The sequence below is a fragment of the Bradyrhizobium sp. BLXBL-01 genome, assembly GCF_051853025.1.
In the GTDB taxonomy this organism is placed as follows: Bacteria; Pseudomonadota; Alphaproteobacteria; order Rhizobiales; family Xanthobacteraceae; genus Bradyrhizobium.
Window position 1 is genome coordinate 2,126,717 of the sequence record NZ_CP182471.1, and the last position, 15,272, is coordinate 2,141,988.

Consider the following 15,272-nt stretch of genomic DNA (forward strand, 5'->3'; position numbering starts at 1 on the left):
AAATCGGATGCCCGCCGCGGCGAAGGCCGTGAATGAACACAACGTGCCTGTCCACGTTTTTTCCGTTGGAAACCAAGAATAAGTCAGCCAGCGTCGCCTCCTGCAAGGGCAGGTTGTAAATTGGCCTGGGCGATTCAGTCAAACGCGACTTTAGCCCGTCGGGGCGGCGGCCTGCCCAGCGAGCTTGCTGCGCGACCCTTCCGCAAACATCTGCTACACAACGGATGGCGGGAGGCTAAAAGTGTAATTATTTCAATGCTATTTGGGCTTTCTTTGCGGATCCCGTAGGAAGCGCGATGCTTCCTACGAATGGCTGCCCTTGTATCCTCGCTGCGTCACCAGATGAGGCCCAAGGCGAGCGGATCACTCCACTCTTTTTGAGCGGCCTTGGCGTTTTTGTGTGGCGAACGCCGGGTTGGTTGGCATGCGATCGGCAGCGATTGGCGGGCCGAATCAATGAGACTTCAGGAGTCGACCAAGGCGTGGGGAATATGAGTAGCCTCGTCACAATGTCACGTCTCAAATTCGAGACCGATTAAAGAAGATCGCCCGGGCTCGCAGCCCAGCGCACAGCTGCACGGCATCTTCAACTTGGGGGCCCACTGTGCAGATCGATGGTGATTGCAATCGAGGCATCGACTCGCTCTCAAGCTGTGTCCTTGATATAAGTGTTCGCTCGAATCGGTTTTTCCTTACAGCCAGATTGGCGCGCCACATGAAGGCAATTCTATTTTGCAATATCGGTTGGATGAGCCGTTACGAGGGGCTCGCTGGCAAGCCAGATAAGATAGTGGGGGGTGGAAAATTTGTGGCCGAGAACGAGACCGGTCTCGAAGTCTGCAATTTTCTCAGCTGTCGCGACGGTTACGTCTACGGACACGTTGAGACCATCCAAGGGGAGAAGGACCGACAAATTCAAATCGAAGCTTTCGGCGGGGCTGGCGAATATGCCGATGACGTAGACGTCGTATGGACAGCTACCGATCCGGAGGAGGGCGGTCGGAGAGTCGTCGGTTGGTATCGAGCGGCAAGAGTCTTTCGTAGCCGTCAGAAATTTTCGACTGTTCCTTCGCGACAGCATGCAAAAGACGAGATAGATAATTATCGAATTTCAACGTTAGCTGAAAATGCGTTTCGTCTGAATCTCGAAGATAGAACGCTGGCCATGGGCCGCGGCCGCGGATGGATGGGCCAAACGCCGTGGTGGGCACCGACTTCTGAAAGCTCGCCGGAGGTTCGAGAGTTTGTAAGAAGAACGCGCTTGCTGTTGGGTAGACATTCGAGCCTTAGCCGGGGGGAAGCCAGCCAAAGCAAGCCAGTGAGAAACAGCCCCGGCGCGACTAGCGACCCATACCTAAGGTACATCGAGGCGTATGAGATTGAGATCTCGCCAAGGCACGACAAGCTACAAGGGAGCTTCGAGCGCTATCTCGCGAGAGCAGGTGCTACCCATGTCGCACCAAACGTGGCGAGTGTCGATCTGCGCTATAGCGATGCGACGAGAGGATTGACCTTCGTGGAAATCAAGCCTTGCGATAAAGCCAGTGCTCGTTACGCGATTCGAACTGCAATTGGGCAGCTGCTTGATTACAGGCAGCGGGCAAGCGCAGATGTGTCTCTATTGATTGTCCTTGAAACACTGCCTTCCGATGAGGATCGGTCTCTCGCAACTCAGAACGGTTTTGGCGTAGCGTATCCCGTCCGAGGTACATTTGAGGTTTTGTGGCCGACCTCGTCGTAGGTGGGGCTATTACTCGGGGAAGGTTTAGCAAAGAGAGGCTGCGGACGCCCCCTACCTACCCTCCCGTAGCCGTCAGAGGTTCTTCGTCATGGGCGAGGTAACAAATGAGCTGGACTACTCTAGCGAATGGGCTCTCCGCTGGATGTGCATTCACCGCTGCGGCGCTCTGGCTCTATTCAGCCCGTGTTGAACTCTGGGCCGACGGCCAGACAAGTCCGAGGACTGACAAGATAGTCATTCTTAAAGAGGGTCGATTGTACGACGTTACGGGCACAGCAAAGGCGCGATCGCGCTGGAGCGCATATGCGGCCATCGCGGCGGCCGTTGCGGCCGTCCTCCAGGGGCTCACCTTGCTAATGAGCTGAGAATTTGCCCTTCTCCACCTCCACAGGGCCGGGTTCGCTAGGGGACACACCGGGGGAACTGCGCGGCGGGTCTCAGGGCGTACCCTTGGCGTCTGCAATCCGAAAAAGTAGTGGCTGCATGATCGGTGATAACGACGGTGCAACGCCATCTGTCGCCGCGCCGGCTAGCGTGCCACGCGTCCTTTACAGTGCATGCCGAGGCCGCACACGGGCGAGCGCAAATCAATGGAATACAAATACCAACGTGCGACTAGTCGTTAATGCGAGCGTTGATCGACAGGTTGAACTGGAATACGGTGCCGCAAGCCATTCATGTGCGAGTCACGCAATGGTTGCACCCGATGTAATAGTACAGAGACTTGTTGATCTGTGCATCGCGTATCGAATCCCCCTGATTCGAATCGGGGGAAAGCCGTTAACAACGTTCTTTCAGAGAGAGGACGTCGAAAAATACTTTGTCGGTTTCGCAAGGCGGCTCGCGTCTAACGAAATCCGAGAGTTTGACGATTACGAAATCAGCGCTCACACTAAAGCATTCAGCGACCTAGCGGATGAGATTGGTTTCGATGAACTAGAGCGCTTGATCAAAGCACATCTTAGCACCCGCATGCCTGAGTATCTGTCATTAAGGGCCAAGGAGCTTAGGACAATGGTTGAAACTAGTCCCCCCGTCCCGGTGCCGGAATTTCCGCCGGAGAAGTTACAGGCGATCGAATTTGGATTTCGCGAACTCGGCCTTCTGGCTGAAGCCGAGTATCACCAGTCAATCGAGGAAGTTGTTGCCGGGGGCGATAAGGAACAAGTGGCCGCGCGGATCGGCCGTCTAGTTGGCGTCGTGATCAAGAAGCCATTTGCCAATGTTGAATACATGACTGCCCCGTCGTCTCGCACTCATGCGTATCGATCTTGGCACCTGAAAGACAAAAGCGATTTCGACGCGGCCGCGAAGATGAACAAGGCTCAACACGACTTTCTCAATACAATTCGAGATGAGGTAAAGCCGGGGTTCAACACATATCAGTTTGCGCAAGAAGCCCAGAACGAATCCGGCTTCTTCGGATTATATGCCCAAGCTTGCGGAAGATACATTTGTGGAGATAAGAAAATCCGCGCAAGAGTTGCGGCCGCATTGAAGGCGGCAAAACTAGGTGGAGTATCAAAGGCACTGACGCCAGAGGCGATTGTCGGGGCGGGCGGCCTCACTCTGGGTGCTTACCTCGTCGAGGCCCTCCCAATCTTTGGGATGGCAGGAGCTCCCGTTATCGCAGGGCTAATACTGATCCTCTATACCTTAGGCATTGAGGCATTCTGCAAGCGGAGCGGCGACCTCCGAACGGACGAACTTGAAAAGCACTAGCCGCCCTAATTGGTCCTGGCGCTCCGACGGGCACGACACTATTCCAGTAAGGGTATGTCTGCCGGCAAGCCGGGCAAGTGGGACTGATGCTGGAGGCTATAGCCGACGAGCTGAATGACCGAGAGCTGATGATGCCGCGAGGTGGACGCTGATGTGTTGCCTGCGGCCAACCTGTTGCGGATACTTGAGGCTGACTCAAAACGAGGGCCGCTCGGGCATCCGCCAACTCCGAAGCCTTGTGCGGGGAATCCGGGAAAGTCACTGCACAGCTCCCATGGCATAGACTTCGCGGGAGACGTACGTGTTGCATATGACGGCAGCCACGGTGCTGTTCCTTGCGGATGCGGAGAAGCGGCTGGTCTAGCTAGATGAGATTCTCGCTTTCCAACCAGCCTTGGAGCTGCGACTTCCGCTTAATCAGCATGTCCGCGACCGTATCAGGGTTACCAATTCCTGATTGCTTGCAGTATTTTCGTATGAGGTCGTCATTTGCACTCAAAATCTCGCGGAGAGAGTTTGCCACAAGATTTTTGTCAACGTTGGTCTTCAATTCACGCAGTATCGCTACGCCGTACATTCCACCTTCGCGAAACTCAAAGCAATTTCCGAGATCAATCGCCTCAATTTCTAGTCTTCCCCCATCTCCAGGAGTGACCGAATAATTCTCTTCGCCCCCATGGTCCCCTGATCCAATCCAAACGAGATAGGGGATCAGGCCGCTGGCCGCGCGAAGGGCCGCGAGCACCTTAGCGTCGGAGAGGTCGTCAGAGCTTAAAGAGCGGCTCTCGGAGCTTCGCAGCCGCGAGATCGCTGCCCTTTGACCTAGGGCAAGCCCGAACTCAACCAGCGCAACAGGCGCATTGACCAGCTCGCCAAGCTTAGAGCCAAGCCACTCTTGTGGTATGCGATCGTGCTTTGCATAAGCAATATGCCCTGCCCCGCGCTTGACCCACGAGCCCTGGCCGCGCTTAGGGCGTGAAGTATCTAGCTCCCACGGTTCTTCGCTACTCATTTGCGATGCCTCCCCACCGGCAACTTGACCGATTGAATATATTTCACCGTCTGCGCTAAAGACGGCCCCTCGGAGTATCGTCCAAGCGTCTCGCCCGGCCCCTCGTGGTCTGTCAGGTATTCAATCATCCATCGCGAGCCACGGCTTCTGCAATAGGGGCGCCTCGTGCGGGCGCGTAACAGCACTGGTAAACATTCGCGTCGCCTGCTAAAAATTCGCCTTGTATTTCAATGGGAAAAGCGTCGGACAGCGTAATCCGCCCCTGGGCACCATACCGGTGTTCGCGTCTGTTCGCTGGTGTCCGCTGACGTCTTTTCCAAAAAGGATTTCAAAGACTTACATCCCCAGGCGCGCGGGTGCGTGCGGCTCCGTCCGTTGGCAGCCGCTGGCACGGCTGGTAGTTTTGCTGGCACCGAATCCGCTCTTGTTGGGCCATGCCAGCACGAGGACGCCATGCTCAACGACACCAAAGTCCGCAACGCCAAGCCGACCGAGCGCGACTACAAGCTCACCGATTTCGACGGGCTTTATCTGCTGGTCTGCAAGAACGGCAGCCGGCTGTGGCGCTTTGCCGTCGCTCGTTTGGATGGCCGCGCTCGTCTGGGTGAGTGCCACGACCAACCGGCCGCCGAGCAGCCACACTAGGCCAGCTTCGTCAAAACGGCTTAGCCGGTCGTAAGATGGATGCGGTTGCTCTGGCGGTGTGTGCAGACCGAACAGTTCCGGCGCGGTCCAGCCAAGCGCGTCGGCCTGCTCACCCCACCGGCCGAGAAACCTGCGACCATCCTCGGCGGCTTGCCGCCAGCGGTTGGTGCCGACGCAATCCGGACACCGCGCGCACATGGCCGAAAAGGCGTAGACGTAACGGCTAGGAATCGTGTGCGTTTGCGGAGGCTGTCCCGCTACAGTCCCATGCGCTGTCCCATGTTTAGAGCGCGGTCCCTCTGTCCCTATCCCTAAGGGGTGGGACACTGGGACAGAAGGCTCAAGGGCTTGCGCCAGCTGCGCTTTCACTGTCTCAGCGCTTGTATGGCCTTGGGACAACGATTCCTCAATTGTCCCAGTGTTGTCCCGTGCACTGTCCCGCGTTCTGGCGAGGACCGCCAGCGCGAGTGCCCTTATGCCGCCGGGTTTAATGGCCATCGTCTGCACGCTGGTCCCCTTCCGCCTCGAGCTTCTTTTTGAGCCGATGAACGGTGGATTTTGAGATGCCAGTCTCGTCAGCGATCTCGCGCACGCTCAATCCATCGTCCAGCAGGGCCTCCACCCTCGCGAGATTCACGTCCTCGATATCGCGGGTGGTCCAGACTGATTCACCGTCACGAGTTTCAAGACGAGCCTCGAACGGCTTGGCCGAGTCGCCGTGAACGCCGCGTGCCTTTTCTAGGTGAACCTCAAATCTTGCTCCTTCTACGGGCGTGTAATCCGAAGGTCGCCGCAGGCTGATGGATGTATCCAGGACATCCTCACGTCGGCTGGTCCCACGCTGCTGGCCGCCCTTGCCTGAGTGATGCACGATCAAAACGGAAATGCCCCGCCGCCGGAGCTGCAATAGCCAGCCTTGCATCGGCCCCCAGCTTTCCGCGTCGTTGTCGCGGACGACCGAGGTCAGGCAGGAAAGATTGTCAAGGATCAGAAAATCGATGTCCCTCAGCAAATGATCGAGTTTTGCTTGTATTTCCGGCGCAGCGAGATTGCCCACGCCGCCTTCTTCAATCAGGTCGCCTGCCAGTATCCGTAACATATCGTCCTCCGGCTCAACTGTCGTGCCCGCCACGATACTGGCCAATCGCTCCTGCAATGCCGACGCAGGCATCTCACCGTCAATGAGGAGGACACGCCGTGGCTTAGGCGCGTTCCATCGGAGAAATTCTGTGCCCGTTGCGACAGCGTAGGCGATGCCGAGTGCGACGTGTGTCTTGCCGGTGCCGCGTGACGCGCACCATTCCAAGGCCTTTTTCGGGAAGGATAGGATCGAGCACCATCTCGCGCCGCTTGATCTCAAGCGCGAGGAACAGCGGCCGCAGACGTCGCGCCGGTGCGGCTCCGCTTTGATCTGACGTTGGTGATCGTGGCGCAATGGTTTCCACCGTCGCCACTCCCGGCGGAAAATCCGGCGCGACACTGTGTGCATCGGCCACATGCCCGCCGTTTAATAAATAGTCGGGCACACGGTGCTCGGCGGGCACCTGCGGCATGTCCAGACATTGTCGACGGTGTCGACGCCAAAGCGGTTGGTGCCGCCACATACCGGGCAGGGGCCTTCTAACGTGCGGCGACCAACGCGGCGCAGCTTGATGCCACGTCGGTCGAGTTCATCTGCGATCAGCACCGCGCGTGCCTCGATGATCTTCTCTGCTGGAACGTGATAATCGGCAATTGCGGTCATTGGGCCGCCCGCCCGGTGTCAGAGGCCTGCGCGCCCGTTTTTCGACCCACGATCTAAGATCGCAGCGCCGATACAGTGGTCGTCTCCCCCACCACAGCGCGGGAGGAGGGCCCTCGCGCAAGGCGCACAGTTTGGCCAGCGTTGAGAACGCCAGGGCATGCCAAGTTCGAGCGTGATGAACCTGGCGGCTTGGTGGCGCGTCAGATACTCGCCCTGCGCGGCAGTCGGTGCGGGCTGACAGCTAGTCGCAGCAGCATGAGCAGCAGCATCATTCATCGAGCGGCTCCGTCCGATTTCCGATGATGCCGGAATATCGCCTGACACTGACGGGTGTCTCGCGGTTTGATTCTCACTCTTTAAGAATGAGAAGAATTGCTGCCTTGGCCTACTTTCGCTTGTTAAGCCAGCGATAGAGCGTCGAAAGCGATATAGGCTTACGCCCGAGTTCGCGCAGACGCATATTCACGCGCGGCAGCAATCGTTTCGCCGGTTCATCGGCTCTCGCCACCGACTGGATCACAGCGATCATCTGCCTTTTGTCTCGATCCTTCGCGGCCCGCGCACGTTCGGCTTGATCGGATGACGCCTTGTGCCGTTCGTCACGCCGTATCTTGCCCACGTCCTCGCTTGTGAGAGGACGCGCAGGCTCGGACAAAGGTTGAAACCACGGAATGGTGGTGGTTGGCTGACTTTCGGACGCAGACACTCGCGTCCTGCTCCGTCGCTGTTTCCTCCGCCATCGCGCTTCTGCTTGCGCCTGCATGAGCAGCGGCGGCAGCGCGGTGCAGAACCGCACGTTCGGTGATCAGCCTAGCCGCCGCATGGCAAGCTATCACGTTGCGCCAGCATTTGCGCCGGCCTTCAGCGGCACGACGTTATCAGCCGGGGGGGACGATGCGTTCGACCAGCGCCGCGAGTGCCTCAAATGCACGGCGCTTTTCGGACAAGTATTCATGTCTGTCGTAGACACCGCGCACGCCGCCAATCACGTGGCCGAGCGCGCGTTCGGCATGGTCGGTCGGCACCCCGGCGCGCGACATCAGCGATCGCGCCGTACGCCGCAGATCGTGCAGCGTCCAGCGCGGCAGCTTCGCCTCAGGGTCATGCTCACGCAAGAGCGCAAGCACCTTCTGATCGAAACTGGCCTTGAACTTGCTAAAGCCGCTGATCGGATGTTTGCCGTCCGTTGTGAACACGAAGCCGGCCTTGCCGATCTTCGGCACGTCCGAAAGCACTGCCTGGGCCGCGTCGGACAGCGGGATGACCAGTTCGAGCCCGGTCTTGTAACGCTCCTGCGGGATGGTCCATTCGGCCTCGATGACCTCCCTGCGCTGCATGCCGGCCGCCTCGCTGCGCCTGACCGCCGTGAGCAGCAGAAACCGCACCAGATAGCCAAAGACATGCTGCGAGGCTCCCGCGGCCTCCCATACGGCGCGCAATTCGGCGTCGGTCAGGATGCGTTGCCGCCGTCGCTGGCTCGGGCTGGTGCGGGCCATCCCCCGCACAATTGGACTGCGAAAATCATCACTACGCGAGGCATGCCATGTCATGACCCGGCGCAGATGCGCCAGCACGTGATCGGCCATGGGCGCGCCGGATTCGTCCGCAATGCGGTCGAGTATGCGGACGATATCGGTGCGGGTAATGTCCCCGATCTGCCGGGTGCCAAGCCTCGGCAGCACGTGGCGCTGTAGCGTCGCGCGGCGCTCGTTGATGCTGCGCAGCCGCTTTCCCTCACGGGTGAGATATTCCTCGACTACGGCCTTGAGCGTATCGCTCTCGGCGCGCTCCGCCTTGCGCCGCTCGCTCAGCGGGTCGCGATTCTTGGCGACGGCCCCCAAAATCGCCTTCGCTTCCTTGCGCGCCGCAGTCAGCGTGAGCCCGTTCTTGAGGTGCATGCGCCTCGACCGCGCGCCCGCGCGGTACTGCACCACGTAACTCTTGTGGCAATTCGCCGTCACCATCAGTCCGAAGCCGGGTAGCCCCTCGTCCCAATAGAACGTGCGGCCTTTCTCTGGCGCGGCAGCTTTGGCGACGCCGACGGGTGTGAGTTTCAGTTTCATAGCTCGCTCCCTTCGTGATGACGGGGTCGGGGGTTCGAATCCCTCTTGCGGCACCAGCACTTAGCTCAGATTTTCAGCCTTAGATATTGCTCGGGGTAAGCGCCGGGTAAGTGGCGGCACGGCCGCAGCCCGCCCAGCTCAACAGCCGACTTCCGCAATCCTGTGAATGGTGGGGGGTACAGGGGGTCGCCGCCGGCGCGGACAGCGACGAATCAGGCAGTGATGGCCTACATGCAATCATTGCGTGTCCGCACCGGGAAAGGCCAAAAATGTCGGTGTTCTTGCAAGCTCTACGAGTCCAATTTTTCCGCGGAATCGGAGCCGACGCGGCTGAGTTGGGACCCTTCAAGGATTTCAATTTCTTTGTCGGAGCAAACAACGCCGGTAAGTCCACCGTCCTAGATTTGATCCATCGATACGTTTCGACTGCTCCGCAAGAGCCGAAACCGAACAAACTGGATACTCACACCGGCTCGACGAGCGGGCCCTTCCAATTGTTGATTGGAGTGGCAGAGCCAACCTTCCGAGCTGCGGCGATCGACCGTTGCCGCCAGTCCGCGAAGGGGCGTTTTGATCATTTGCCCAATGCATTTGAGGTCAACGTAGCCAAGATTTGCAAGGCGCTCGCTCCGAAGGGCATCGTGTGGGTGCAATTCAGAAACGGAAGGATCGCAAGCGACCTAATTGTAAACAAGCCGCTCATTTCGTCTCTCAAGAACACCCTGTCCCATCACGAATGGCAATCACTATGGGGGCTGGTGACAGGCTCAGGACACGGAGATATCGAGCAACACTGGATACCTCAAACCCTCACCGCATTCTTCGATCACCTTAAAGTATCGAATCCGAAGGTTCGTTTCATTCCGACGAATCGACAAATCGGAAAAGCGGCGGAGCAATTCCAGGATTTCAGCGGTCGCGGTTTGATCGATCGTTTGGCCGAACTTCAAAGTCCCGATCACGACAAGCGGGAGGATTGGTTCCTCTTCGAGAAGATCAATCGGTTTCTGCAAATTGTAACGGGCCGTCCTGATGCAAGGATCGAAATCCCTCATAATCGGCAGCACGTGCTTGTCCACATGGACAACAAAGTGCTGCCGCTCTCAAGTCTTGGAACGGGAATCCATGAAGTCATCATGATTGCTGCATTCTGCACAATCAGTCAGGAAGAAATAGTTTGCATAGAGGAGCCTGAGAGCCACCTGCACCCGCTGCTACAGCGCAAGTTAATTGCCTATTTGCAAGCGAGCACCTCTAACCAGTATTTCATCGCCACGCACTCGCCGAGCTTCATCGATACCGAAGGGGCAGCGATTTTTCACGTAACCAATGACGGTACGCAGACGAGAATCAGAGAAAGCGTTCTTCGGCATGAGCGTTTCACAATCTGTGCTGATCTGGGGATTCGTGCATCGGATATCGTTCAGTCGAACTATGTAGTTTGGGTGGAGGGACCGTCCGATCGTGTGTACGTGCAGCACTGGATTGGCCTAGTCGATCCAAAGCTGAGAGAGGGCATCCATTACTCTATAATGTTTTATGGAGGGCGCCTTCTCAATCATTTGTCGGCCGATGACGAGGAGGTTTCCGAATTCATCAAACTGCGAGCACTCAATCGGAATCTGTGTGTAGTCATGGATAGCGACAAGGCGACCGCACACACTAAGATCAACGCGACGAAGTCGCGCATAATCGCGGAATTCGAAAAGGGCGGCGGTAAGGCTTGGCTAACTAGAGGTCGCGAGATCGAAAATTACATTCCGTTTGAGCGCCTGCACGAGGCTTTGAAGACTCTCTATGCAGCGAAGTATCACTCTCCCTTCAGTGCGTCGCCGTATGCTCATGCGCTGCATTATTGGCCGAAAGCGACCAACGCACGGAAATCTAGAAAGCTGGAGACAGGAGCAGATAAGGTGAGAATCGCAAAACTACTCACATCCGAACCCATGGAATTGAGCCAGCTTGATCTGAAAAAGCAAGTCGCCGATCTAGTCGGGCGTATTCATGCCGCAAACGGCTAGCCGATGGTGCGAACTGAAACACTTTCCGTTTTGAGGTGCTTATGAACTGGACTGTCACAAAATTATGGAGTGAGGTTCTAGGTCGGAATAACCAAGTCGTAGAACTCACGCTCCGAAACTGCTTGCCAACGGTCGAAACTACCCTCCGCTCTGCGGGCACGGCTCCTATTGATTTTACGTTGCACGACGATCAGCATAGTTTCCGTGTTGCAGAGCGTATGGCATCGCTTGCCGACTTCTCATTTCTAACTGATTTCGAATTGGCGCAGCTTCTTCTCAGCGCGTATTTGCACGATATTGGGATGTCACCGCGCAGAGAGAACGTGCAAGCTCACTACAACTACCTTTGCACTGCTGACGACAAATTGCTCAATCCAATCGAACGAAAAGAAGTGCAGAATTGGCTCGATGAAAACTGGCCCAAGTTAAATCTCCCACTAAGTGGGTTGAACACAGTGTCAGGTATCAAGCTCGCTGACGAGGTTTGTGCATACTATTGCCGTTCAAGGCACAATGATTGGAGTGAAGACTGGATACAGGACAACCTAAAATCTATTACTCCCGGGCTTTATCCAGGCTGGATTGACGACCTGTCGATGCTCTGCAAAAGCCATCACGAAGGGTATAGCGAACTTTGTGAGTCACGGTTTGACGCTCGCCTCGTCGGATCTCCCGCTGCGTCTGTGAACATTCGATTTCTAGCAGCAATTCTCAGGCTCGCGGATGTCCTTGAATTTGACCCGGAGCGAACTCCACCTGTCATTTTGCAACACCGCGGGATTGTTCCGAAGAGCAGGGTATTTTGGCATCAAGATCAAGGTATCGCATTCAAGTTCAGTGACGATCGGTCGAAATTGATATTCTCGGCTCGAACGCCTGACGCGAGAATTCACAAAGCTGTTCTTTCCGTCGCGGACTATGTCGACGCAGAGTTGACATGTTGCCACAACCTGAATCAGCAAGGCGCCTTCGCGCAAGGCGTGATCTCAGACACTGAAAGACGCGCATATATTTGGCAGTTGCCAGCAAATTTGACCTTAGATGTCAAAGAAAAGGACGATAGCTTTACCTACATCGAGGGTACGTTTAGACCCGACGTGCCGAGATTGCTCGAACTCCTTTCAGGCACCCAACTTTACAACGATCCGCGTGCGGCTGTGCGCGAGCTTATTCAAAATGCGGCCGATGCAATTTCGGAGCTGATTGGTCATGAGCGTCTCAGGCAGGATGACGCTGACAATCCAGAGCATGAGAAGACGTTTGCATCGCTCCATAAGATTCGGCTGACGTTTGAGCGTGAGGGGGAGCGACTTTGGCTAAGATGTGCGGACGATGGGGTGGGGCTGAACAAGAGCCAGATTGAAAGACGTTTGTTGCGAAGTGGCGCAAACGAAAGACCCGAATTCAAGGCGCTAGAGCGGGAAGCTCGCGCAAAGGGGTTTAGCGTATTTCGAACTGGGCAGTTCGGTATCGGTCTCCTGAGCTATTTCATGATAGCCGACAGAGTAGAATTCGACACGAAGCGGAGCGAAGAGGCCGGAGATGGTGGCGGAAACGCTTGGACCTTTGTTACTGAAGGAATTGCAAGCTTTGGAGAGCTAAAGCGAAGTAGCCGTGATAGGCACGGTACAGAGGTTCGTCTCCGGTTGCGCGATGACCTTATTCCGCCGGGTCCAGGTGAAGATGACAAGTGGTTCACGGGACTGGAGCGGTACCTTCGAATGACCATTCGGCATTTGCCATGTCGATTCGAATTACGTAACAACTTAAAAAGCGCGCCTATCCAATGGTCGACCGGCCCCCGCTGGACCACCGAGGCTGCGACCTTTGCGCCAGACCTAATTGCGGATTTGAAAGAAGAGTCGAAAAGGGCCGAGCTCTTGCCGCTCGACGAGCAGGAGCGGCTTGATCGTGTCGAGTCCCGATGGTCCGAACTCAAGGCCAGCGCGTTCGAGCGATTACGTTGGTTTGGTCCTGTTGAGCATACTGGGACCTATTTTCGAGCCCGTCATTGGGTGCCGTACTTCGAGCTGAATGGTGGCGCGTCGCTCGTGTACATCGATTTTGTCGACAACTGCATCAACCGTACGCCGGATAACCGTGACGGCCTAAGCCCAAGGGCTCAAACATACTTTTCTTGGAAAGGCTTCCAAGCGCAGGGGCATGCTTTCCAATCTGCCGAGATAGGCATTATGGAGGTGGACATATTCTCCGATGCAGACATCTCGATCAATAGGAATGCCATCTCTAAACTAAATAGAGAAAGGCTGGTGAATGAACTTAGAAAAGTAGAGAGAGATACAATTAACAAATTTCTTGCCGCTCATCGAGCGTCGACATTCCACATACTGAACAAGAGGATTGCCGGAAAAACGTCAAAGTATGCAACGCCGGTCACGCCGGGAAGCTTCCATTGGAAGGTTGATCGTGAATGGAAGCAAATATCATATCCGTTTGCAGTGGTATCAGCTGCGTCGTTCGAGCATGACCAGCCGACATGGACCGAAGCGACGCTCCTCGACGCTACTATGCCTATAATAAAGCGCTTTTCGCTTCGGACTGGCGACGATGTCGAGCCAGCTGCAGCATTTGGCGGCGCTCGGTTGTGTGCAGTTCAAGTCAACTACGGCGTGCGTCCGGCAGGAGTCTTTTTAGAGCCACCAGCTGGCAGGAATTTACTTTGGACCAGCCAATTCCCGCCAGAATGGAATCAGCTGCTTTTCGTTAGTACGACCGAAATGCACTTCTGGAACAACACCCATCCACTCGTTCAGAAATTAAATAGGCATCCTGACACGTTGCCGCACGGCCGCACTAGGGAGGATCGGTTCTTGGAGTGTCTCACGAGCGAGGTACTGGCCGCGCGCTTTCTATTTGCTGAGATGCCTCGCGGCTTTAGAATGCTCAAGGCCTTGAGGGATAGCCGCCCATCCGAGTTTTTGCAGTTCATCCGCCTGCTTGAAGCAGATACCATGCCGATCTATTGGCAAACCTTTGAATCGATTTTCAGCGATGACACACGGACCTTTATGATCTCGGGGACCAATATCATAGACATGCCCCGGCCATTCAGTGACAAAGGCCATCTTATCTTGCCGGACGGCGTCGTGCTCGCAAAACCAAATCGTGAATTCCAATTGACACCAGTCGACCGTGCTCATCTGGAAAGATATCTAAACGGAGCTGCAGAAGCTGATGGGTGAGGCCAAGTCCGGCTTCTCAAGCGCGGTCAGTTCCCTCGGCATTAGTGGCGCGCAGCGCGCTATTGATGCAGTCCGCGATGATAGCCTGCATAATCGACGCCTGCGTCTGCTCTACGGGCGTTAATGATTCGAGGGTCCTCACGACCATGTCCGGCACGGTGTGAAGATGCTTCCGGATGATTTCTGCTTCTTCGCGATAAACAGTCACTGCTTCGTCAATCGTTACAAGCTGCTGGCGAGTCGCGGCGTTTTTCAGTTCAAGCTTCTCAGTTTGGAGCATGTGAAGCTTGATTTGATTCTGCCGCAGCGGCGAAAGGTCAGGGTCGGCGGCCTTCTTCGTCTTGTCTTGAATCATCCAGCGCAACATGTCGCCGGCGGGAATCTGCCACGGTTCGACTGGTTCCTCGCTTCAGGACGGGGCCGCCGTTCTCGATTGCGCGATCAAGGTCATACCGAGCGATGCCGAAGGTCCGGCAGAACGCTTGCTTCGTCATCGTTGCGCCGGGGCCGACGCGATCGGGATGGGATGCGGGCGTATAGGGCAGCGTTTCCATGGGCTCGAACTCCGGGTAGTTGGTTTTTGCCATGGGGAGACTCCTTTAGAGCTTGGGGGGGTAACGGCGCCGCGATCGAAAGCGTAGGTCCGTCGTTGCAGGCGATCGTCGGCCGGTGTGTATGCGGGCAGGCGATTCGCGACCAGCGTCCACATCCCCGAACGCACGCGCCAGCGCTGCATAGCTTTGCGGATGAACGCTGTTGAGACTCGCGCTGCCCGTCATCGCTCGCCAGCGGACGACCCTGCGGGCCATGTCGTGGCCGTGGCGCTCTGCGAAGTCTTGATAGATCGATTGGAGTTCGGCGCGAGTCATTGGTTCGTCCTTCGACGCGAAAGCGCATGCCGTCTTCCGAGACCCGAGGCACGAGAACGCCAGTGGTATTGGCAAGACTGACAGCGGTAAGCGGCCTCGGTCTTGTTCTCGATGCGGTCGAGGCGGATCGGCACCATGGCAACATTTTTGCGGTTTTAGTCGGCGACACGGCGAAGGTGGCGAAAACCCGTTCCGCTGGCGGGGACACCTCGATGGCAATGCCCGTGAACACCGCGTCCCGCTGTCCGATCG

General features: G+C 56.6%; 12 protein-coding genes. 5 read left to right on the forward strand and 7 right to left on the reverse strand.

Translation table 11 applies throughout. The features are described 5' to 3' along the window. The first annotated feature begins 715 nt into the window (after nucleotides 1–715). Both ACNJYA_RS09730 and ACNJYA_RS09735 read left to right on the forward strand, forming a co-directional pair. Entirely contained in the window at nucleotides 716–1,741 is a 1,026-nt protein-coding gene (locus tag ACNJYA_RS09730) for a hypothetical protein (protein WP_439402668.1), read from the forward strand. 693 nt (nucleotides 1,742–2,434) lie between these two features. Continuing rightward, entirely contained in the window at nucleotides 2,435–3,463 is a 1,029-nt protein-coding gene (locus ACNJYA_RS09735) for a hypothetical protein (RefSeq protein ID WP_439402669.1), read from the forward strand. A 364-nt stretch (nucleotides 3,464–3,827) separates the two neighbouring features. On the opposite strand, the gene ACNJYA_RS09740 is transcribed toward ACNJYA_RS09735, so the two are convergent. Further along, nucleotides 3,828–4,475, reverse strand: a complete 648-nt coding sequence (locus tag ACNJYA_RS09740; protein WP_439402670.1) for a hypothetical protein — start codon at nucleotides 4,473–4,475, stop codon at nucleotides 3,828–3,830. Nucleotides 4,476–4,928: 453 nt separating this feature from the next. Here ACNJYA_RS09740 and ACNJYA_RS09745 point away from each other — a divergent pair, with 453 nt between their 5' ends. Next, nucleotides 4,929–5,120, forward strand: a complete 192-nt coding sequence (locus ACNJYA_RS09745; protein WP_439402671.1) for an Arm DNA-binding domain-containing protein — start codon at nucleotides 4,929–4,931, stop codon at nucleotides 5,118–5,120. A 487-nt stretch (nucleotides 5,121–5,607) separates the two neighbouring features. Here ACNJYA_RS09745 and ACNJYA_RS09750 read toward each other — a convergent pair whose 3' ends face one another. The 4 genes from ACNJYA_RS09750 to ACNJYA_RS09765 all read right to left on the reverse strand — a co-directional run bounded on the left by ACNJYA_RS09750 (nucleotide 5,608) and on the right by ACNJYA_RS09765 (nucleotide 8,927). After that, nucleotides 5,608–6,618: an AAA family ATPase gene (locus ACNJYA_RS09750; RefSeq protein WP_439402672.1), complete on the reverse strand. Its 1,011-nt coding sequence runs from the start codon at nucleotides 6,616–6,618 to the stop codon at nucleotides 5,608–5,610. A 9-nt stretch (nucleotides 6,619–6,627) separates the two neighbouring features. Beyond that, nucleotides 6,628–6,864: a hypothetical protein gene (locus ACNJYA_RS09755; protein ID WP_439402673.1), complete on the reverse strand. Its 237-nt coding sequence runs from the start codon at nucleotides 6,862–6,864 to the stop codon at nucleotides 6,628–6,630. Nucleotides 6,865–7,249: 385 nt separating this feature from the next. Continuing rightward, nucleotides 7,250–7,570 carry a hypothetical protein gene (locus ACNJYA_RS09760; RefSeq protein ID WP_439402674.1) on the reverse strand — a complete coding sequence of 107 codons (321 nt, stop codon included), beginning with the start codon at nucleotides 7,568–7,570 and terminating at the stop codon, nucleotides 7,250–7,252. A 172-nt stretch (nucleotides 7,571–7,742) separates the two neighbouring features. Then, the gene (locus ACNJYA_RS09765; protein ID WP_439402675.1) at nucleotides 7,743–8,927 is read right to left on the reverse strand and encodes a tyrosine-type recombinase/integrase; all 1,185 of its coding nucleotides are present in this window, start codon (nucleotides 8,925–8,927) and stop codon (nucleotides 7,743–7,745) included. A gap of 269 nt (nucleotides 8,928–9,196) precedes the next feature. On the opposite strand from ACNJYA_RS09765, the gene ACNJYA_RS09770 reads away from it, so the two are divergent. Beyond that, a complete protein-coding gene (locus ACNJYA_RS09770) occupies nucleotides 9,197–10,948 on the forward strand; it encodes an ATP-dependent nuclease (RefSeq protein WP_439402676.1) in 1,752 nt (583 codons plus the stop codon). A gap of 179 nt (nucleotides 10,949–11,127) precedes the next feature. Continuing rightward, entirely contained in the window at nucleotides 11,128–14,151 is a 3,024-nt protein-coding gene (locus ACNJYA_RS09775) for an HD domain-containing protein (RefSeq protein ID WP_439402677.1), read from the forward strand. Between the two features lie 16 nt (nucleotides 14,152–14,167). On the opposite strand, the gene ACNJYA_RS09780 is transcribed toward ACNJYA_RS09775, so the two are convergent. Together ACNJYA_RS09780 and ACNJYA_RS09785 are read right to left on the reverse strand one after the other, a co-directional pair. Continuing rightward, entirely contained in the window at nucleotides 14,168–14,506 is a 339-nt protein-coding gene (locus ACNJYA_RS09780; RefSeq protein WP_439402678.1) for a hypothetical protein, read from the reverse strand. Beyond that, complete coding sequence (locus tag ACNJYA_RS09785; protein ID WP_439402679.1) at nucleotides 14,469–14,738, reverse strand: hypothetical protein; 270 nt, start codon at nucleotides 14,736–14,738, stop codon at nucleotides 14,469–14,471. The genes ACNJYA_RS09780 and ACNJYA_RS09785 overlap by 38 nt, the downstream gene beginning before the upstream one ends. Nucleotides 14,739–15,272: the final 534 nt, after the last annotated feature.